General features: G+C 65.4%; 18 protein-coding genes. 1 reads left to right on the forward strand and 17 read right to left on the reverse strand.

The genetic code is table 11. The features are described from left to right. Nucleotides 1-53 precede the first annotated feature (53 nt). The 7 genes from LFT49_RS13345 to LFT49_RS13375 form a co-directional block, all read right to left on the reverse strand. Nucleotides 54-881: a F0F1 ATP synthase subunit delta gene (locus LFT49_RS13345; protein ID WP_236798769.1), complete on the reverse strand. Its 828-nt coding sequence runs from the start codon at nucleotides 879-881 to the stop codon at nucleotides 54-56. After that, a complete protein-coding gene (locus tag LFT49_RS13350) occupies nucleotides 881-1,432 on the reverse strand; it encodes a F0F1 ATP synthase subunit B (protein ID WP_142133430.1) in 552 nt (183 codons plus the stop codon). The genes LFT49_RS13345 and LFT49_RS13350 overlap by 1 nt, the downstream gene beginning before the upstream one ends. 54 nt (nucleotides 1,433-1,486) lie before the next feature. Further along, the gene (gene atpE / locus LFT49_RS13355) at nucleotides 1,487-1,705 is read right to left on the reverse strand and encodes an ATP synthase F0 subunit C (RefSeq protein WP_003804776.1); all 219 of its coding nucleotides are present in this window, start codon (nucleotides 1,703-1,705) and stop codon (nucleotides 1,487-1,489) included. Between the two features lie 111 nt (nucleotides 1,706-1,816). Continuing rightward, nucleotides 1,817-2,617: a F0F1 ATP synthase subunit A gene (gene atpB, locus LFT49_RS13360; protein ID WP_236798771.1), complete on the reverse strand. Its 801-nt coding sequence runs from the start codon at nucleotides 2,615-2,617 to the stop codon at nucleotides 1,817-1,819. A gap of 81 nt (nucleotides 2,618-2,698) precedes the next feature. Further along, nucleotides 2,699-3,037 (reverse strand): AtpZ/AtpI family protein, encoded by a 339-nt coding sequence (locus tag LFT49_RS13365; protein ID WP_236798772.1) that lies wholly within the window; start codon nucleotides 3,035-3,037, stop codon nucleotides 2,699-2,701. Continuing rightward, a complete protein-coding gene (locus tag LFT49_RS13370; RefSeq protein WP_236798774.1) occupies nucleotides 3,030-3,512 on the reverse strand; it encodes a hypothetical protein in 483 nt (160 codons plus the stop codon). Before LFT49_RS13370 ends, LFT49_RS13365 begins: the two co-directional genes overlap by 8 nt. Before the next feature lie 111 nt (nucleotides 3,513-3,623). Next, nucleotides 3,624-4,736: an MraY family glycosyltransferase gene (locus LFT49_RS13375; RefSeq protein ID WP_236798776.1), complete on the reverse strand. Its 1,113-nt coding sequence runs from the start codon at nucleotides 4,734-4,736 to the stop codon at nucleotides 3,624-3,626. 288 nt (nucleotides 4,737-5,024) lie between these two features. Between LFT49_RS13375 and LFT49_RS13380 the strand changes: the two genes are divergently transcribed. Next, complete coding sequence (locus tag LFT49_RS13380; protein ID WP_236798778.1) at nucleotides 5,025-5,921, forward strand: glycosyltransferase; 897 nt, start codon at nucleotides 5,025-5,027, stop codon at nucleotides 5,919-5,921. Here LFT49_RS13380 and LFT49_RS13385 read toward each other — a convergent pair. From LFT49_RS13385 to argS, 10 genes are all read right to left on the reverse strand, one after another. Beyond that, nucleotides 5,918-6,682 (reverse strand): WecB/TagA/CpsF family glycosyltransferase, encoded by a 765-nt coding sequence (locus LFT49_RS13385; protein WP_236798779.1) that lies wholly within the window; start codon nucleotides 6,680-6,682, stop codon nucleotides 5,918-5,920. The genes LFT49_RS13380 and LFT49_RS13385 overlap by 4 nt on opposite strands. Then, nucleotides 6,682-7,494 carry an L-threonylcarbamoyladenylate synthase gene (locus LFT49_RS13390; protein WP_236798782.1) on the reverse strand — a complete coding sequence of 271 codons (813 nt, stop codon included), beginning with the start codon at nucleotides 7,492-7,494 and terminating at the stop codon, nucleotides 6,682-6,684. The genes LFT49_RS13385 and LFT49_RS13390 overlap by 1 nt, the downstream gene beginning before the upstream one ends. Further along, on the reverse strand, nucleotides 7,491-8,390 hold the full coding sequence (prmC, locus tag LFT49_RS13395) for a peptide chain release factor N(5)-glutamine methyltransferase (protein ID WP_236798784.1): 900 nt from the start codon (nucleotides 8,388-8,390) through the stop codon (nucleotides 7,491-7,493). The genes LFT49_RS13390 and prmC overlap by 4 nt, the downstream gene beginning before the upstream one ends. 13 nt (nucleotides 8,391-8,403) lie before the next feature. Then, nucleotides 8,404-9,477, reverse strand: coding sequence for a peptide chain release factor 1 (gene prfA / locus LFT49_RS13400; RefSeq protein WP_236819975.1), 1,074 nt, complete (start codon nucleotides 9,475-9,477; stop codon nucleotides 8,404-8,406). 271 nt (nucleotides 9,478-9,748) lie between these two features. Continuing rightward, nucleotides 9,749-11,881, reverse strand: coding sequence for a transcription termination factor Rho (rho, locus tag LFT49_RS13405; RefSeq protein WP_236798788.1), 2,133 nt, complete (start codon nucleotides 11,879-11,881; stop codon nucleotides 9,749-9,751). A 295-nt stretch (nucleotides 11,882-12,176) separates the two neighbouring features. Beyond that, nucleotides 12,177-13,151 (reverse strand): homoserine kinase, encoded by a 975-nt coding sequence (gene thrB, locus LFT49_RS13410; RefSeq protein WP_237428495.1) that lies wholly within the window; start codon nucleotides 13,149-13,151, stop codon nucleotides 12,177-12,179. A 2-nt stretch (nucleotides 13,152-13,153) separates the two neighbouring features. Then, nucleotides 13,154-14,260, reverse strand: a complete 1,107-nt coding sequence (gene thrC, locus LFT49_RS13415; protein ID WP_236819978.1) for a threonine synthase — start codon at nucleotides 14,258-14,260, stop codon at nucleotides 13,154-13,156. Next, a complete protein-coding gene (locus LFT49_RS13420) occupies nucleotides 14,261-15,577 on the reverse strand; it encodes a homoserine dehydrogenase (protein WP_236798795.1) in 1,317 nt (438 codons plus the stop codon). It lies immediately after the preceding gene. Next, entirely contained in the window at nucleotides 15,578-17,053 is a 1,476-nt protein-coding gene (lysA, locus tag LFT49_RS13425) for a diaminopimelate decarboxylase (protein ID WP_237428496.1), read from the reverse strand. A gap of 5 nt (nucleotides 17,054-17,058) precedes the next feature. Continuing rightward, nucleotides 17,059-18,723: an arginine--tRNA ligase gene (argS, locus tag LFT49_RS13430; RefSeq protein ID WP_236798798.1), complete on the reverse strand. Its 1,665-nt coding sequence runs from the start codon at nucleotides 18,721-18,723 to the stop codon at nucleotides 17,059-17,061. Nucleotides 18,724-18,839: the final 116 nt, after the last annotated feature.

Below are 18,839 nucleotides of genomic sequence, written 5' to 3' on the forward strand. Positions count from 1 at the left end.
GATCACCGCAAGCGGTGACCGGGGTTTCTATCAGTTGTATTGTGCTTGTCCGGCTAGCCGGCCAGCTGGCGCTGCAGCTCACCCAGCTTGGTGAGGACCGAAGCGTCAAGCACTTCGTCACCAACCTGGACGCGGATGCCGCCAATGAGTGCCGGGTCAACATTGAGGTTGACCTTCAGTTCCCGCCCGTACATGGCATTCAGGCCAGCCTGCAAGCGGGCAAGCTGTGTCTGCGTCAAAGGACGGGTTACGCTGACCGTTGCAATCCAGCGCTGCTGCCGCTTGGCTGCCAATTCAGCGAACCGCTGCACCAACCGGGTGGGCTTGATACCGCGGGGCTGGGTCACAGCCTGGGCAATGAGGACTTTCGCTTCCTCACTGGCACCTGGCACAAGCTTCTCCGCGAGTGCAACCTTGGCTGCACTGCTGGCCTGTGGTTCGGACAGAGCACGTTGTACCTCGTGGCTGGAGGCAACAGCCTGGTTGAAGGAGAACAGGTCGTTCTCCAGCTCTTCCAGGCCAGTGATTCCGGAGGCAGAAACGGCCGACTTGTTTTCAGCAACGGAAATGACCACCGTTGCGGCAAGAGTCTCGAGTGCATCGCCGATATCACGTGCGTTGGCCCAGCGTAGGCTGGCCAGTCCGCCTGCGATGTCTGCAGCATCAGCGGAGACTTTTCCGCCAACCAGCTGCTTGACCAGCGCCGACTTTTCGTCACCGTTGCGGGACGGGTCAGTCAGGGCGCGGCGCAAGCCAGCCGAGCTGTCCACCATTCCCAGAATTCCGAAGAGTTCCTTTGCCAGCTGCAGCGACGCAGTCGGAAGCTTTGCTTCCAACTCTGCCAGCGCTGTTGCCAGCGATTCGCTCGATACGCCTGCCATTACTTTGCTGCACCTGCGTTCTGGGACTCCAGATCTGCCAGGAAGCGGTCCACTACCCGCGCTGCGCGTGCGTCGTCGTCGAGGGACTCGCCCACGATGCGGCCGGCAAGGGTGGTGGCCAGGGTGCCAACCTCAGAGCGCAGGGACACAACGGCCGCCTGGCGCTCGGATTCGATCTGCGCGTGAGCCTGTGCCGTGATGCGGGCAGACTCTGCTGCCGCCTTCTCCTTGAGATCCGCGAGGATCTGGGCACCTTCGGCGCGGGCTTCCTCACGGATGCGGTTGGCTTCGGTGCGGGCGTCGGTCAGCTGCTGCTTGTACTCTTCGAGTGCAGCAGACGCCTCAGCCTGGGCCTTTTCAGCCTTGGCGATGCCGCCTTCAATGGCCTCGGCACGCTCTGCAAAGGTCTTCTCGAACATCGGGACAACATACTTGACCACGATGAAGAAGAGGATGGCAAAGCCCACGAAGACAACCAGCATTTCCCAGGCATTGGGAACAAGGGGGTTGACGTCGCCTTCAGCGGCGGCTGAGATGATCAGCTGATGCATATTTCACCCGTCCTTATCTACTCGGTTCTGAATGTTCGCTGAGGTTCTGAAGGTTTACTTGAGAACGAAAGCGAAGACCAGGCCCAGGATGGCGAGTGCTTCGGTCAGCGCCAGGCCAAGGAATGCGATCGGCTGCAGGACGCGCTGGGCTTCCGGCTGGCGTGCGACGCCGTTGATGTAGGCAGCGAACACGAGACCCACACCGATACCACCGCCGATAGCCGAGAGGCCATAGCCGATGAGGTTGAGGGAGCCGTTGATGGAGCCTTCCATTTTTTTTCCTTTCAAGATGCCGCTTTGTGCGGCAGGTTGTTTGGGTTGCTTCATCCCCGCGAGGGGAAGACTGTGGTGTGCCGGCGGAGCATGGCTCCCCCGGCGGGGTGCCTAGTGGCTGTCGGCGTGCAGCGCGCCTTCGATGTAAATCGCGGTCAGCAGCGTGAAGACGTAGGCCTGCAGGACCATGATCAGGGCCTCGAGCATGTACATGGCGATGGCACCGGCGAGGACCAGGACCGAGGTGCCCTTCAGCAGGACGTTCTCCTGCATGATCAGGTACTCGATGCCGGAGCCGGCGATCATCACGATGAGGTGGCCTGCGAGCATCGTGGCGAACAGACGGAGGCTGTGGGTGACCGGCCGGACGACGAAGTTGGAGATGATCTCAATGGGGATGACGATCGGCAGGATGTACCACGGTACCCCCGAGGGGACGGTGGCCAGCTTGAAGTAGCGCAGGCCGTTCTTCTTGACGCCGATGGCGATCCAGGTGATGTAGACCAGGCCGGCGAGCACGTACGCTCCACCCACGTGCGAGAACGTGGGGAGCTGGAACACCGGGATGGCACCGTAGATGTTGTTGACCAGGATGAAGAAAAACAGGCTGAAGAGCAGCGGGACGTACTTGATGAAGTCCCTGCCGCCGATGATGTCCTTGGCAATGCCGTTGCGGACGAAGCCGTAGGCGGCCTCGCCGGCGAACTGGAGCTTGCCGGGTACCAGCTGCTGCTTGCGTGCGGCCAGCACGAAGAAGACGGCGATAAAGACGACAGAGAGGAGGACCAGCAGCATCTGCTTGGAGAATCCTTCTGCGGCACCCCACGGCAGGATTGCCGGCAAATGCATTTCGTTAATACCAGGAGGAGTGAACTCTCCTGAATCTTGGGCCGGGAGCGCAAGCGCGATCAACGCGTTTCCTCTCTGCAGTGTCCATCATTGGGCGTTGGGCGGGGTCCGGCAGCCTGACAGCCTGCTGTTCCCCCTGTGAAATTATTTGGCATTATCTTCTCCGTCCTGGGACGGTGCGCTGGAAGCATGGCGCTCATCAGCATTTTTGCGGGAACTGGTGAGGCCGTGCATGTGGGAAAGGTAGAAACCTCCGACGGCTCCAAGCAGAGCGCCTGCGAGCACGATCCAGCGCGTTCCCCACAGATAATCCAGTCCCCACCCTATCAAACTCCAGACGATGATTCCGCCAATGATGTAGCTGAATACAGCCATTCCAGCGTTGTAGCCGCCATCGTTGGAAGCGTCGGAAGCAGCGGGCGCGGAGCTGTTGGATCCACGTTTGCCGTGGGCAGCGCCCGCGGACTTCTTCGGGTCACTCATCGGTTGCTCCGCTGTCTTCTGGATCGTTGTAGATCTGGAGGCGGGCGCGGCTGAAGCCATGGATCTCTGCAGCCTGCCAAAGGACGACGGCAACCACCGCGCCGATGATGAACCATCGGCCGTGGAGCCATTCCGGAGCACCGATGGCAAACAGGACCACGGCAAAGCCCACTACCTTGATGAAGTAGGTGGCGACGAACATGCCGATCGCCCCCGACGGGTTGCGGCGTCCCACGAAATGCCCCACCAGCAGGCTGATGCCAAAGAACAGCATCACCAGCAGGCCACCGAGGACGCTCGACACGGCGCCGGTGAACCCGTTCAGGAGGGCGGCCGGGATGGCACACAGCACAAGTCCCGCCGCCGCGGCGATGGAACTGCGCTTGAGCAGGTTCAGCCACAGTGAAGGCGTGGGACCGGAGGCGCCAACGGGACCATTGCCGGAGGCAGGTCCGGACTCGGCGTTGGAGGTCATTCGATCCCAATCGTCGGCACCACATGGCAAAACGCCAGGAGGCAGGGGGTGGAGTGGCAGCTTGGGCTGCCCCTAAATTCTACACGAGATAGAAATAATTCAGAACCGGCGTTACGCCCTGGTTTCCCCGTTTCCCCGCGCCAGGTAGGGCCACGCGGTGACCAGTCCCATGACCAGCGTGGCAAAGATGTCGACCGCAAGCACGATCTGCCAGGGGAAGATTGCGAACGCCAGGCCACCGAAGGAGAGCACTGCCGTCCACAGGTACATCAGGATCACGGCGGTGCGGTGGGAGTAGCCGATGTCCAGGAGCTTGTGGTGCAGGTGGCCGCGGTCCGCCGACCACGGGGAACGTCCACGGGCCGTCCGGCGCACCACGGCCAGTCCCAGGTCCAGCAGCGGAAGGAACAGGACGGCGAACGGAAGCAGGATGGGGATCACCGTCGAGATGCCGTTCGCGCGGTCGTAGAGGCCCGAGGAGATCTGCCCCGTGGACACCACACCGGCCGAAGCCATGAGCAGTCCGATCAGCATGGCGCCGGAATCACCCATGAAGATCTTCGACGGAAACCAGTTGTGCGGCAGGAATCCCAGGCAGCCGCCTACCAGCACGGCCGTGATGAGGGTCGCCAGATCCGAGTAGTCCAGCAGCACCGCATTACGGTGCACCCAGTAGGCGGTGAAGAAGAAAGCCGTGCCGCCGATAATGGCCACCCCGGCGGCGAGGCCGTCCAGTCCGTCGATGAAGTTGAAGGCATTCATGGTGGTGACGATCAGCCCCGCTGTCAGCACCACCCGGAGCGTTTCGTTTTGCAGGTAGATGGGCTCTGGAATCCAGGGGATGATGGTCATTCGGACCCCCAAGAGGGCCACTGTCAGGCCGGCTGCGCTTTGCCCGATCAGCTTGACCCACCACCGGATGTCCAGCAGGTCGTCCGCCACGCCCACCAGGACGATAACGGCTGCGCCGGCCAGGACCCCCCAGGGTGAGAAATTGTTCCGGTAGATGTCTTTGACGAAGAAAGACTGGCTGGCCACGACCAGCGCCACCATGATCCCCAGGAAGATCGCAACACCGCCCAGCCTGGAAACGGGGATGGAGTGCATGTCCCGGCTGCGGATGGGAAGGTGCAGCTCGAGCCTGTGGCCCACCACCCGGGCGCCCCACGTGGCAGCGTAGGACACGATGGCAGCCGTCAGCCCCATAAGCAGGTACATGATCATGGGGCAGGCACCGTCTGGGGAGTAATGGTGTCGAAGCCGTTCAGCTGTGCCGGCAGCCGGTCCGTGGTGGAAGGGCTCATTGGCCGGGAATCTGTTCTTCGATAAATGAAACTTCTCCGTCGCCGAGCGCGCAGCAGGCAGTGCGCCAGACTTACGCGCAGCGCCTTACAGGGCTGTATTACAGTGGACTCTAGTCAAAGATACTAGTGCCACCGGCACCATGGCTCCGCGCCACACGGGCGCACAACAGGTGGGGAACTCCCTGGCAGCCATGCGGAAAGGACCCCCATGACCCCCCGCATTGCGGTTGCCGCCGTGACTTTCGACCGGCCCAAGGAACTGTCCGTCCTGCTGGAGTCGATCAACGCCCAGAGCCGCCACGTGGACACCATTTGCCTGGTGGACAGCGGCACCACCCCGGCTGCGGAGGTGGCGGCGGCGCACCCCAACGTTGACTATGTCCGCTCCGAAGCCAACCTGGGCGGCGCCGGCGGGTTCGCGCTGGCTGCGCTCAAGGCGGTGGCCAGCGGCGCGCGCTGGGTCTGGATGATGGACGACGACGCCGAGCCGGCCGATCCGGAATGCCTCGCCACGCTGCTTCGTGAGGCTGAGGCCCGCGACCTGGAAGCGGTGGTCCCCTTGGTGATAGCGCCCGGAAATCCCGACCGGCTGTCCTTTTTCTTCCGCCTTGACGGCAAAGTCACGCACGACCGCGCGGAGGTTGAAAAGCGCGGCTTTCTGCCCGACGACGGGCACTTCTTCAACGGCGCGCTGATCCGGTCAGACGTGTTCTTCAAAGTCGGCCTGCCCGACATGCGCCTGTTCATCCGCGGCGACGAGGTGGATTTCACCATCCGGCTCCGCAAGGCGGGGGTACGGTTCGGCACGGTGACCACCACCGCCATTACGCACCCGCATGCCTTCTCGGAAACCCAGCATGTCTACGGTGCCCGCTGGCACGTAATCGTTCCAGACTCCGCCTTCAAGCGCTTCTATTACTACCGGAACCGGGGCTACCTCATCCGCCGGTACTTCCGGGTGCGATCGTTCGTGGCCGACGTCGGCGGTTACCTGGGCTACTTCCTGCAGCGTCGCGACCTGCGGGGCTTCCTGGGTTGGGCGCGTTCGTTCAGCACCGGCCTTCGCGGCAAGGGCTTCGCTCCGCTGGAGGACCAGAAGTTCTAGGCCCTGCCCCGGTTTTTCATCCGCCTGGCAACCAGCAGCCACAGCAGGACCCACGGCTCCCCCAGCACGCGATAGGCAACACGGCGGGGATGCAGGAGCAGGCGCCATGCCCACTCAAGTCCCATCCTGCCCAGCCAGCGCGGAGCAAGTTTCTGCACACCGGCCAACTGTTCGATGGCGCCGCCCACGGCACAGTAGACGGCAGGTGGCACGTCGCGCAGCCGCCGCTGCAGGACTTCCTCCTGGAGTGGCATGCCGAGTCCGAGCAGGACCAACTGGGGCTGCTCATGGTGCAGCCACGCCACAACCTCGTCCTCAAGGGCAGGTCCCCAGCCCTCCCCCGGGAAGCCGGCGACATGGGCGCTGGGAACGATGTCCTTCAACCTGCTGACGGCGCCCGCGTTCGCTTCCGCGCCTGCGCCGATCACGGCAATCCGCTCCAGGCCGCGCACCTCGTGGAGGGCAGGCAGCCAGTCGGTGGAACCCAGCCGGTAATCCATCACTGGGCCCTCGGCGTTACCGGTCCTCCCCCACAGCCACAGCACCGGGGCGCCGTCCAGGAGCACCACGTCGCTTTCTTCATATAAGCGGCGGAAGCCGTCATCGGACAAGGTGAGCGTGACGCTGTGCAGGTTATGGCCCAGGACGGTTCGGGTTGATCCGTCTTCGATGAACCGGTTGAGCTCCTCGACCAGCTCGGAAACGCGCAGGGGTGTCGCGTGGACGTCCAGGACGGGGATCTGCTGGCGGTCCAGGGCCATCAAGGCTGCTGGTTCCCGGCCGGCGTGGTCGGTTCTGCGTCAGTAGCCGTCACCGCGGAGGAGCCGGACACCGCAGGTGCGTGACCGGCGTCGTCCGTTGCATCCCCTGAGGCCTGCTGCTCCGGTGCGGGTTCCGCTTCAGCCATCGGGATCTCGCCCAGGCCAAGGACGCCCGGGACGTGCTCCCGCAACTGGTCCAGGCTCACGGCGCCGGTGCGCACCACGCGCAGGACGGGCCCTGTGGCGTCAACGATGGTTGAGGGTACGCCGGCCTCACCTTCCAGCGGGCGGGCGCCGCCTTCAAGGTACACCTCCACCGAGTCTGCAAGCTGTTCGCGCGCCGCTGCGGCCGTCTGGGCGGGGGCCTGGCCGGTGCGGTTGGCGGAGGAAACGGCAAGCGGACCGGTCAGGGTCAGCAGTTCCAGGGCAACGTCGTCGGCGGGCATCCGCAGCGCCACGGTGCCCTTGGTTTCGCCAAGATCCCAGTCCAGGGACGGCTGCGCATGCAGGATGAGGGTCAGGCCGCCGGGCCAGAAGGCCTCGGCGAGCTTCCGGGCGTCCGCCGACACCTCGGTGGCCAGGCCGTCCAGGGCGTTGATGCGCGGAATCAGGACGGGCGGCGGCATGGTGCGGCTGCGTCCCTTCGATACCAGCAGCATCGTGACGGCCTGCGGTGAGAATGCGTCCGCGCCGATGCCGTAAACCGTGTCCGTGGGGAGCACGACGCACTTCTTTTCGCTGATGGCACGCTCCGCGTGTTCCAGGCCCCGGGCCCGCTCGTCGTCAATGGTGCAGTCATAAGTTGTGGTCACTGGCCCATTCTTTCATTCCGTGTGGACTGGTCCGCGAGCACGGCACTGGTGGCGCGCTCCTTGCCGTTCAGGTCCAGGTGCGTGGTGATGGCTGTCCAGGTTCCGCTCCTGGCAAGCATGGCGGCAATCCAGCCCGCCTGGACTTCGGCGTGTTCCATGACGAAGTACCCCCCGGGCCGCAGCAGCCGGGCAGCGGAGGCCGCGGCCGCCGTCGGCAGTTCCATGCCGTCCGCTCCCCCGCCGTACAGTGCCTCGGGAGGATCGTGCAGGGCTACTTCGGGTTCGTTGGGGATGGCTTCGGCGGGGATGTACGGGGGGTTGGAAACAACGACGTCGGCAGTTCCGTCAAGTTCGGCGAAAGCGTCGCGCAGGTCCCCCAGGATGAGGTTCACGCCCAGCGGCGCCAGGTTCTTAGCTGCCCAGGCGTGCGCGAAGGGGCTGTATTCGACGGCGTGGACCTCTGCGCCGGGTACCTCGTGGGCAATGGAGCCGGCGATGGCACCGGAGCCGGTCCCCAGGTCCACGATCCGGGGATGCGGCATGCCCTTGACGCGGTCGATGGCCAGCTGGACAACGGACTCCGTCTCGGGTCGCGGAATGAACACCCCGGGCCCCACTGCCAGTTCCAGGTAGCGGAAATGCGCAACCCCGGTGATGTGCTGCAGCGGGATGCGGCGAGCACGTTCGGCCACGAGTTCGGCATAGCCTTCCGGTGCGGGGGTGTCACCCAGCATCAAAGAGCGGAGTCGCCCCAGCCCTACGTTAAGGAGGTGGTCAGCCAGGAGTTCAGCGTCGGCCCGGGGGCTCGGCACACCGGCTTCCGCCAGGAGCGCAGCGGCCTCCCGGACCGCCGCGGCCAGGGTCTGGGACGGCGCCGCTGAGGTGGGCTCGATCATGGCGTAGTTCCGGTCAGTCGCCGATGGCGTCCAGGCGGGCCTGCTCGTCCATCTCGATGGCGGACTGGATGACCGGTTCCAGGTCGCCGTTCATGACCTGGTCCAGGTTGTACGCCTTGTAGCCGGTGCGGTGGTCCGCGATCCGGTTTTCAGGGTAGTTGTAGGTGCGGATGCGCTCCGAGCGGTCCATGGTGCGGATCTGCGACTTGCGCTGGGCCGAGTTTTCGGCGTCGATCTGCTCCTGCTGATGTGCCAGGATGCGTGCCCGCAGGACGCGCATGCCCGCTTCGCGGTTCTGCAGCTGCGACTTCTCGTTCTGCATGGCCACCACGATGCCGGTGGGAAGGTGCGTGATTCGGACGGCGGAGTCGGTGGTGTTCACGGACTGCCCGCCCGGACCCGAGGACCGGTACACGTCGATCTTGAGGTCGTTCTGGTTGATCTCGAGTTCTTCGGGCTCGTCCACTTCGGGCAGGACCAGCACGCCGGCGGCGGACGTGTGGATGCGGCCCTGGGATTCGGTGACGGGCACGCGCTGCACGCGGTGCACGCCGCCTTCGAACTTGAGCCGCGCGTAAACGCCTTCGGCGGGATCGTTGGAGTTGCCCTTGACGGCCACCTGGACGTCCTTGTACCCGCCAAGGTCGGACTCGGTGGCGGAGATGATTTCGGTCTTCCAGCCGCGGGATTCCGCGTACCGGGTGTACATGCGCAGCAGGTCGCCGGCGAACAGGGCAGCCTCGTCGCCGCCTTCGCCGCCCTTGACCTCAAGGATCACGTTGCGGGCGTCGTCCGGATCGCGCGGAATGAGCAGGCGGCGAAGCTTGGCCGCAGCAGTCTCCAGCGCGGCCTCGAGTTCAGGCACCTCGGCAGCGAACTCGGGATCCTCGGCAGCCATCTCCTTGGCAGCGGCAAGATCATCCCGGAGGCCCTCCCACTTGTGGTACGCCTCAACAATGCCATTGAGCTGAGCCGACCGCCGCCCAAGCTTCCGGGCCAGCCGCTGGTCAGCATAAACAGCAGGATCCCCGAGCTGCGCCTGGATGGCATCATGCTCATCAAGCAGGCCCTGTACGGACTCAAACATCTATAAACCTCTTTCGACTTGTACAAGTCTAGTAATAAGCGGGACGTGGCCGTGGCCAGTTCCGCGCACGGCAGGTGACCCGGCTGAGGAGGCGTTCGGTTTTGCCGCCCCGGGAGTGGCATCGGGCCTGCCAGAGCTGGGCGGCGAACGATCGAAGATCGTAAGCCGCCCAGCGAAGGGGCGGGGGCGGCAAAACCGAACGACGAAGGCGGGGGCGGAAAACCCGCGCGGCGAACCACGCGAGGTATACGCACCCCGCCCCGTAACTCAGCTACTTGTCGTTATCCGACTTCGCACCAAGCGTCGTCTTCTGTACCTGCATGAGGAACTCGACGTTGCTCTGGGTTTCCCGGATCTTGTTGGTGAGCAGTTCAAGGCTCTGCTGGGTCTCGAGTCCGGAGAGGACGCGGCGCAGCTTCCACATGATCTTGACTTCTTCGGGCGACAGCAGGTTTTCCTCGCGGCGGGTGCCGGAGGCGTTGACGTCGACTGCGGGGAAGATGCGCTTGTCGGCCAGTTGGCGGGACAGGCGCAGTTCCATGTTGCCGGTGCCCTTGAACTCTTCGAAGATGACCTCGTCCATCTTGGAACCGGTCTCGACGAGCGCGGTGGCCAGGATGGTGAGTGAGCCGCCGTTTTCGATGTTGCGGGCGGCGCCGAAGAAGCGCTTGGGCGGGTAGAGCGCTGCGGAGTCCACACCACCGGACAGGATGCGGCCGGAGGCCGGTGCTGCCAGGTTGTAGGCACGGCCCAGTCGGGTCATGGAGTCGAGGAGGACCACCACGTCCATGCCCATTTCCACGAGGCGCTTGGCGCGTTCGATGGAGAGTTCAGCCACGGTGGTGTGGTCGTCGGCGGGACGGTCGAAGGTGGAGGCAATGACCTCACCCTTGACGGTGCGCTGCATGTCCGTGACTTCTTCGGGGCGTTCGTCAACCAGCACCATCATGAGGTGGACCTCAGGGTTGTTGGTGGTGATCGCGTTGGCGATGGACTGCAGGATGAGCGTCTTGCCTGCCTTGGGCGGGGAGACGATCAGGCCGCGCTGGCCTTTGCCGATTGGTGCCACGAGGTCGATGACGCGGGGGCCGATCTTTTTGGGGTCGGTCTCCAGGCGCAGGCGCTCGGACGGGTACAGGGGAACGAGCTTGGCGAACTCGACGCGGTCCTTCAGCTCTTCCGGCGTCTTGCCGTTGACGGAGGTGACGCGAACCAGAGCGTTGAACTTCTGGCGGTTGGACTGCTGGCTGCGGTCCTCGCCTTCCCGCGGTGCACGGATGGCGCCGACTACGGCGTCGCCCTTGCGCAGGTTGTACTTCTTGACCTGCGCCAAAGAGACGTAGACGTCGTTGGGGCCGGGCAGGTAGCCGGAGGTGCGGATGAACGCGTAGTTCTCCAGGACGTCCAGGATGCCGGCAACCGGCAGCAGGACGTCGTCTTCGGTGACTTCGACGTCGTCCACGTCCGGGCCTTGGTTGCGGCCGCGGCGGCGGTCGTTGCGGTCCCGGAAGCGGTCATTGCGCGAGTTGTCCCGGTCCTGGCCGCCGGAGCGGTCGTTCCGGTCACGGCGGTTGCGGCGGTTGCGGCGGTTTCCGCCGTCCGAATCGTCGCCGTCGCGGTTGTCGCGGTTATCCCGGCCACCTTCACGCTGGCCTGCCTCGCGGCTGCCCTGGTTGTCGCGGCCGCCGTCGGCATCGCGGTCACGGCCACGGGTGCGGCCGCCTTCACGGCGTTCGGTGCGCTGGCCGGCGTCGCCCGCTTCAGTTGCGGGGGCTTCGGTACGCTGCTCGCCGGAACGCTGTTCAGCGGCCGGCTGCTCTGCCGGGGTTTCCACCGGGGCTTCCTGGACGGAGGCGGCAGGGGCTTCGCTGCGGCGGCGGTTGCGGGTGCGCGGCTGGCGGCGCTCTGCAGCACCTTCCGTGGCCTCGGGTGCTTCCGCAGGAGCGGCCGACGGCGCTTCGACAGTTGCGGGGGCGGGCGCGGCTGCGGTCTCCACGACGGGAGCTTCGGCTGCGGGGGCAACCACGCCGTCACTGACGGCGCGGCGGCTGCGGCCACGCCCACGGGCACGGGTGCCTTCCGCTGCAGGAGCTTCTGCGGCAGGGGCGTCCACCGCGGAAGCCGGTGCGGTCGAAGCCGGAGCCACGGTGCTTTCCGGAGCCTTTTCCGCTGACTTTGCGGGGGCCTTGGCGGTGAGGGTCCCGGCGCGGTGGGCGGAGATGGCCGAGACCAGGTCCCCCTTGCGCATGCGGGATCCGCCGGAGATACCGAGCTGGCTGGCAAGGGCCTGCAGCTGGGCGAGCTTCAGGCCGGCGAGGCCGCTGCTCTTGGCGGGTGCAGCCGTTGGTTCGGCAGCAGAAGTTGTGTGTTCCACAGCTGGTGACAGCTCAGTGGTTTCGGTCACGAAGGATCCTTCCCCCTCGACGGCGTCCAGACTGGGAGCTGGACGCGATGATTTGATCTGGGCTGCAGTTCAGATCTGCAGCCGGGATTGTTCGGCCTTGCCGGTTGGATTTCGGCCAGCAGGGCCGGATACTGATTCACCTTGCGCTGCGCCCATGGCACAACGCCGGACTGACGGTTCAGGGGCAGTTGGATGCTGCAGATTCCTGCGACAGACCAAGCAGGCGGCACCGGAATACATTCACAGTCGTAGATCAAATAGCAACTGAATGCAGGAGCAGATCAGATAGGCGGAATTACCGCCGGTGCAAGTCCACCTTAGCACCTTCGACGTCCACTGCGAGCTTCAGCACACGCCAGCCAATGTCCGGCGTGTTCTCTGCCGTAAAGGCCTGGATGAAAGCCAGTGCGTCAGCTGCCTGCAGCTCACCGTTGGCCAGGACCAGGACGGTGGGTCCAGCCCCGGACACTACGGCCGCGTACCCGGCCCGGCGCAGCGCGCCGATCAGGGCCGCGCTGGGCCGCATGGCCTCGGCGCGGTAGCTCTGGTGCAGGTAATCCTCCGTGCCCGGCAACAGGAATTCAGGCTTTTGCGTCAGCGCATGGATCAACAGCGCCGCGCGGCCGGAATTCATCGCCGCGGCATGGTGTCCCACCGATGCCGGCAGCAGTGCGCGGGCCGCTTCGGTGGAGAGTTCGAAGTCCGGGACTGCCACGATGGGGATGACGGTTCCGGCAACGGTGGCGCTGGTGCTGCTGTACTGCTCACTGTCCTGCCATGACAGCGCCAGTCCGCCGAAAATGGCGGGTGCCACGTTGTCCGGGTGACCCTCCAGTTCGCTGGTGAGCTGGAGGATCCACTCCTTTCCACGCTGGCTTTCGGCCGGCACCATGGCGTTGGCGGCCGACACCGCAGCCACCACGGCGGACGCGGAGGAGCCCAGCCCACGGCCGTGCGGGTTGACGTTTTGGGCGGTCACCTTCAGCCCGGCGTGACGGTAACCCAAGCGCTCGAAAGCTGCATCCATGGCGCGTATCACCAGGTGGCTGGCGTCCTGCGGCAGGGTGTCGGCACCCTCGCCGCTGAGCTCGAACACGAGTTCGTCCGTATCCAGGCTTTCCACGGTGAGGGTGTCGTGCAGGGCCAGGGCGAGCCCCAGGCTGTCGTAGCCGGGCCCAAGGTTGGCCGTGGTGGCGGGTACGCGGACAGTGACGCACTGGCCCGGCTCAATCAGTTGCAGTCCAACAGCGGCCTGCGAGGTGGTGTCCAAGGCTATTTTTCTTCCAGTCCCAGCTCGGCGGCGACGGTAACCACGTCGTTCGGGACCTTGACCGGCTGGACGTCGCTGCCGTCCTCGGTGCGCAGGGCCCACTGGGGGTCCTTGAGTCCGTGGCCGGTGACGGTGATGACGATCTTCTTTCCGCTGGGAACTTCGCCGGCGGCGTGCTTCTTCAGCAGGCCTGCCACGCCTGCGGCGGAGCCGGGCTCCACGAAGACACCTTCCCTGGCTGACAGCCACCGGTGGGCGTTCAGGATCTCTTCATCGGTGACGGCGTCGATGAGTCCGCCGGATTCGTCACGGGCGCCCACGGCCCCGTCCCAGGAGGCGGGGTTTCCGATGCGGATGGCCGTGGCGATCGTGTCGGGTTCGGTGATGGGGTGGCCTGCAACGAAGGGGGCTGCCCCGGCGGCCTGGAAGCCCCACATGGCAGGGGTCTTGGTGGACACTGCGGGCAGGGTGCCGGCGGTCTCGGATTCGAAGGGAGCGGAGTACTCCTTGTAGCCCTTCCAGTACGCAGTGATGTTGCCGGCGTTGCCCACGGGCAGGACGTGGATGTCCGGTGCGTCGCCCAGGGCGTCGACCACTTCGAAGGCGCCGGTCTTCTGGCCCTGGATGCGGGCGGGGTTGACGGAGTTCACCAGGAAAACAGGGTAGGACTCCCCCAGCTTGCGGGCGATGTCCAGGCAGTTGTCGAAGTTGCCGTCCACCTGGAGCAGCGTGGCGCCGTGGGCGATGGCCTGGCTGAGCTTGCCCATGGAGATCTTGCCTTCAGGAACCAGCACGGCGCACTTGAGGCCGGCGGCGGTTGCGTAGGCAGCCGCGGAGGCGGAAGTGTTTCCGGTGGAAGCGCAGACGACGGCCTTGGCCCCCGACGCGACTGCCGCCGTCATGGCCATGGTCATGCCGCGGTCCTTGAACGAGCCGGTGGGGTTCATGCCCTCCACCTTGAGGTAGACCTCGGAACCGGTGAGTTCGGAGAGCTTCTGCGCATGCACCAGCGGGGTGCCGCCCTCGCCCAGGGTGATGACCCTGGTGGATTCCGTCACGGGCAGACGGTCAGCGTATTCGCGGATGACTCCGCGCCATTGGTGAGCCACTTAGACTCCTTCTACCCGCAGAACGGATGTAACTGAGTTGATGACGTCCAGGCCCTTCACGGCCTCGACGGTGGCCGCAAGGGCAGCCTCTGACGCGCGGTGGGTGACGATCCGCAGTTCGGCCGATTCCACATTGGACCCGGCGTCGCGGTGGATGGTTTGCCGCATGATTTCGATGGAGACACCGTGCTCGGCGAACAACTGGGCGATCCTGGCCAGGACGCCGGGCTGGTCGGCGACGTCGAGCCCGATGTAGTAGCTGGTGGTGGCAGCATCGATGGGCAGCGCCGGAACATGGCCGGTGGTGGTTTCGGTGCGTCCGGGACCACCAAGGACCAGGCGGCGGGCTGCTGACACAAGATCGCCCAGGACGGCCGACGCGGTGGGGGTTCCGCCGGCGCCCTGGCCGTAGAACATCAGCTCGCCGGCGTTCTCGGCTTCAATGAACACCGCGTTGAACGCACCGCGGACGGCGGCCAGGGGGTGTTCGCGTGGCAGGAGGGTGGGATGGACGCGGACGGAGACGCCTTCGTTGCCGTCGGCTCCGGCCAACTTCTCCGCGATGGCCAGCAGCTTGATGACGAAGCCTGCATCCTTTGCGGCGGCAATGTCCGAGGCGCTGACGGACGTGATGCCCTCGCAGTAGACGTCGTCCAGGGAGAAACGGGTATGGAAGGAAAGCGAGGCCAGGATGGCAGCCTTCGCGGCAGCGTCGTGGCCTTCGACGTCGGCAGTGGGATCGGCTTCCGCGTAGCCAAGCCGCTGGGCTTCTGCGAGGGCGTCCGCGAACTGCGCACCGGTGCTGTCCATCTGGTCAAGGATGAAGTTGGTGGTGCCGTTGACGATGCCCAGGACCCGGGTGATGCGGTCGCCGGACAGGCTGTCGCGGATGGGGCGGAGGATGGGAATGGCTCCGGCCACGGCGGCTTCGTAGGACAGCTGGACACCCGCTTTGTCGGCCTCTTCGTAGAGGGTGGGGCCGTCCTGTGCCAGGAGTGCCTTGTTGCCGGTGACCACGCAGGCGCCGTTGCGCAGTGCGGAAAGGATCAGCGTGCGCGCCGGTTCGATGCCGCCCATGAGTTCGATGACCAGGTCAGCGTCCTTGACCAGGGTGTCGGCGTCGGTAGTGAAGAGTTCCTGGGGCAGGTCCACGTCGCGGGGGGCATTGACGTTGCGCACGGCGATGCCGCTGAGCTGCAGGCGGGCGCCGGTACGTGCTGCAAGGGCGTCCGCGTCCTCAATGAGGATCCGCGCAACCTGGGCCCCAACGTTGCCACAGCCCAGCAGGGCCACTTTCAGCGTTCGCATTTCCGTCATTCAGGCTCCCATGTCGCGGCTCAGCAAATCTTCTTCGGTTTCCCCGCGGACAATCAGCCGGGCAGATCCGTCGCGCACCGCGACAACGCCCGGCCGGGCCAGATAGTTGTAGTTGCTCGAGAGGGCCCAGCAGTAGGCGCCGGTTCCCGGGACAGCGAGCAGATCACCGGCTGCCACGTCCTCGGGCAGATATACATCTCTAACAACTATGTCGCCGCTCTCGCAATGTTTGCCCACCACGCGGGACAGCTGCGGGGCCGCGCCGGACGTGCGGGAGGCCAGGACAGCCGAATAATCCGCGTCATAGAGCACCGGCCGGGCGTTGTCGCTCATGCCGCCGTCCACCGAAACATAGCGGCGCGGATACGTAACGTTGTTGCCCGCGTCACCGTCGCCGGACGCCGCGGGAGCGTCCACGTGGACGGTCTTCAGGGTGCCCACTTCATACAGGGTGAACGTGGTGCTGCCCACGATGGCGCGTCCGGGCTCGATGGAGATGCGGGGTGCGTCGATGCCAAGCTCAGCGCAGGTGGAACGCACGACGGCGGCCATTGCGTTCGCGATCTCCGCTGCGGGGCGGGGCGTGTCCACCGGCGTGTAGGCGATTCCGTAGCCGCCCCCGAGGTCCAGTTCCGGCATGATGATGGAGTATTTTTCCTGCATGCCGGCCAGGAAGCGCAGGAGCTTCTGCGCGGCCAGGGCGAAACCGTCCGGTTCGAAGATCTGCGAGCCGATGTGGCAGTGCAGGCCCAGCAGTTCGATGGCGGGGTGCGCAGCTGCCGCCGCCACTGCCTCCTCGGCAGCGGAGACGCCGGCCTGGTCAGTGGTGTCGGCGGCCATGGACAGGCCGAACTTTTGGTCCTCGTGGGCCGTGGCAATGAATTCGTGGGTGTGCGCATGGACGCCCGGCGTGAGCCGGAGCATGACTTTGGCCACTTCCCCCCGGCGTTCGGCGATGGCGCCCACCCTGACCAGTTCGCTCAGGCTGTCCACCACGATCCGGCCGAGCTTCATGTCCAGCGCACGGTGGATCTCGCCGTCGGATTTGTTGTTGCCGTGCAGGGCAACGTCGGCACCAGGAATCCCGGCCTTCGCCGCGACGGCGAGCTCACCGCCGGAGGCGGTGTCCAGCCGCAGTCCCTCTTCTTCGACCCACCGCACCACGGCGGTGCACAGGAACGATTTGCCGGCATAGTAGACGTCCACTCCGCCGCAGATGTCCGCGAACGCATCGTTGAATGCATCGCTGAAGGCCCGGGCCCGGGCCCGGAAATCGTTCTCGCTCATAACGAACAGCGGGGTGCCGTACTTCCGCTGGAGGTCGCTCACGGGAACGCCGTCCAGGGTGAGTTCACCGGCCTCGTTCCGGCCGGCATCCTTGGCCCACATCTTTGGCTCCAGGACATTCAGGTCGGCCGGGACCGAAAGCCATTCAGGGGCCAGCGGAGATGCAGGGTTGGTGTCCTGTGCAGGCATGGGAATCACATCCGTTCCGGCGCGGAGACGCCAAGCAAGTCAAGGCCGTTGGCCAGTACCTGGCTGGTGGCGTCGTTGAGCCAGAGCCTGGTGCGGTTCAGGTCGGTGACGGGTTCTTCACCCATGGGGGCAATCCGGCATGCGTCGTACCAGCGGTGGTACGCGCCGGCGATGGCCTCGAGGTGCCGTGCCACCCGGTGCGGTTCGCGCAGCTCCGCGGCCTTGGCCACAATCGACGGGTAGCTGCCCAGGTAGGACAGCAGCTCGTTTTCGGTTGCGTGGTCCAGGAGGGAAGCGTCGAAGCTGTCCTTGCCGTCCACAGTGCGCTCCACGCCTGCGTCAACGGCATTGCGCGCAGCGCCGCGCGAACGTGCGTGGGCGTACTGGACGTAGAACACAGGGTTCTCATTGCTGTGTTTCTTCAGCAGGTCCGGGTCCAGGGTCAAGGGCGAATCCGCCGGGAAACGCGCCAGCGAATAGCGGACGGCGTCCTTGCCCAGCCAGTCAATCAGGTCCTTGAGCTCGATGATGTTGCCGGCACGCTTGGACAGCTTTGCTCCGTTGACCGACACCAGCTGGCCGATCAGCACCTCGATGTTCACCTCGGGATCGTCGCCTGCAGCGGCCGCAATGGCCTTGAGCCGGTTGATGTAGCCGTGGTGGTCGGCACCCAGGAGGTAGATCTTCTCCGTGAAGCCGCGGTCCTTCTTGGACAGGTAGTAGGCGGCGTCGGCGGCGAAGTAGGTGGGCTCGCCGTTGGCGCGGATCATCACGCGGTCCTTGTCATCGCCAAAGTCCGTGGTCCGCAGCCAGACCGCCCCGCCGTCGTCGAACACGTGGCCCTGTTCGCGCAGGCGCGCCACGGCACTTTCGATGGCGCCGGCGTCGTGCAGTTCCTGCTCGGAAAAGAAGACGTCGAACGCGACGCCGAAGTCTGCCAGCGTGGCCTTGATGTCCTTCATCTGTGCTTCGTAGGCGGCGGCGCGGATCACCGGCAGGGCGGCAACTTCGGTGAGTTCCCGGATGTCCGGATGCGCCGAAAGTACCTCATGTCCCAGATCGGCGATGTACTGGCCGGGGTAGCCGCCGTCCGGCACGGGAAGGCCATGCAGCCGGGAGTACACGGAGTTGGCGAAGGTGTTCATCTGCGAGCCGGCGTCGTTGATGTAGTACTCGGCCGTAACATCGGCGCCGGAAGCGCGCAGCACACGCGCGATGGAGTCGCCCAGCGCGGCCCAGCGGGTGTGCCCGATGTGCAACGGACCGGTGGGGTTGGCAGAGACGAACTCCATGTTGACCGTGTGCCCCGCGAGCGCTGTGTTGGTTCCGTAGTCCGGGCCGGCCTCGACGATGGCCTTCGCCAGGGCACCGGCGGCTGCGGCGTCCACGGTGATGTTCAGGAAGCCCGGGCCCGCGATGTCAACGGCGGAAACACCGTCGATGGCCTTGAGCCGGCTGCTGAGGATGGAGGCGAACTCGCGCGGGTTGGTGCCCGCCTGCTTGGCGAGCTGGAGGGCAATGTTGGTGGCCCAGTCACCGTGCTCCCGGTTCTTGGGTCGCTCCACGCGCACGTCAGCCGGAATGGCTGATACAGCAAGGGCAATATCGCCGGCGGCGACGGCGTCCTTGAGGCAGGCGGATATGGCGAGGGAAAGTTCTTCGGGAGTCACCCCTCTAGCCTACCGGGGGCCAGTGACAGCAAAGAATTTGGCGGCCGTGACTGCGCCCGGCGTCACGGAAAGGAGTGAGCCCCGCCATACGTGAACCATTCGCATGCATCCGGCGT

Source organism: Arthrobacter sp. FW306-06-A, from assembly GCF_021870055.1.
Taxonomy (GTDB): domain Bacteria; phylum Actinomycetota; class Actinomycetes; order Actinomycetales; family Micrococcaceae; genus Arthrobacter.

Bases quoted from the DNA above. Each gene is read 5' to 3' on its own strand.
- prfA (WP_236819975.1), bottom strand. From the start codon at position 9,477: ATGTTTGAGTCCGTACAGGGCCTGCTTGATGAGCATGATGCCATCCAG.
- LFT49_RS13370 (WP_236798774.1), bottom strand. From the start codon at position 3,512: ATGACCTCCAACGCCGAGTCCGGACCTGCCTCCGGCAATGGTCCCGTT.
- prmC (WP_236798784.1), bottom strand. From the start codon at position 8,390: ATGATCGAGCCCACCTCAGCGGCGCCGTCCCAGACCCTGGCCGCGGCG.
- LFT49_RS13420 (WP_236798795.1), bottom strand. From the start codon at position 15,577: ATGACGGAAATGCGAACGCTGAAAGTGGCCCTGCTGGGCTGTGGCAAC.
- LFT49_RS13345 (WP_236798769.1), bottom strand. From the start codon at position 881: ATGGCAGGCGTATCGAGCGAATCGCTGGCAACAGCGCTGGCAGAGTTG.
- LFT49_RS13380 (WP_236798778.1), top strand. From the start codon at position 5,025: ATGACCCCCCGCATTGCGGTTGCCGCCGTGACTTTCGACCGGCCCAAG.
- lysA (WP_237428496.1), bottom strand. From the start codon at position 17,053: ATGCCTGCACAGGACACCAACCCTGCATCTCCGCTGGCCCCTGAATGG.
- LFT49_RS13350 (WP_142133430.1), bottom strand. From the start codon at position 1,432: ATGCATCAGCTGATCATCTCAGCCGCCGCTGAAGGCGACGTCAACCCC.
- atpE (WP_003804776.1), bottom strand. From the start codon at position 1,705: ATGGAAGGCTCCATCAACGGCTCCCTCAACCTCATCGGCTATGGCCTC.
- LFT49_RS13375 (WP_236798776.1), bottom strand. From the start codon at position 4,736: ATGATCATGTACCTGCTTATGGGGCTGACGGCTGCCATCGTGTCCTAC.
- LFT49_RS13365 (WP_236798772.1), bottom strand. From the start codon at position 3,037: ATGAGTGACCCGAAGAAGTCCGCGGGCGCTGCCCACGGCAAACGTGGA.
- LFT49_RS13385 (WP_236798779.1), bottom strand. From the start codon at position 6,682: ATGGCCCTGGACCGCCAGCAGATCCCCGTCCTGGACGTCCACGCGACA.